The organism is Bradyrhizobium sp. Kon37 (assembly GCF_055807535.1).
Map to the genome: position 1 here is coordinate 1 of NZ_JBVVOY010000196.1, position 332 is coordinate 332.

Annotated in this window: 1 protein-coding gene; it reads right to left on the minus strand. The window is 37.7% G+C overall.

The features are described 5' to 3' along the window. A partial coding sequence (locus tag AC0L3J_RS37780) for a phage integrase N-terminal SAM-like domain-containing protein (RefSeq protein WP_473350497.1) occupies nt 1-164 on the minus strand: 164 nt, incomplete at its 3' end. Between the last annotated feature and the right edge of the window lie 168 nt (nt 165-332).

Sequence of the window (332 nt, forward strand, 5' to 3'; positions counted from 1 at the left end):
AAAAACAGCCTGACCTCTTCACTGCCCATGGTCTGAGGATGACGTTTTTTGTGAAACAGAATAAAACGCTTAATCCAGTGCAGGTAAGTTTTTTCAGTTTTCAGCGCATAACCTTTTTGTCGCATATCCGTGCGTATAGAATTTAAAAATGGACTGTTAGACATAAAACGCTCCTTGTCTTGCAACTGTCTGCCTATACAGCCTATTCTAGCTGGGATTTAAAAAAGTGCCTGTTTTTTACGCCTAGAGATGCTTGTTTACCGGTAGAGTTTTAATTTAATGCTAAATAAATTAAAATGTTATGAGTTCTTTGGGTGAGATAATGTGCATCG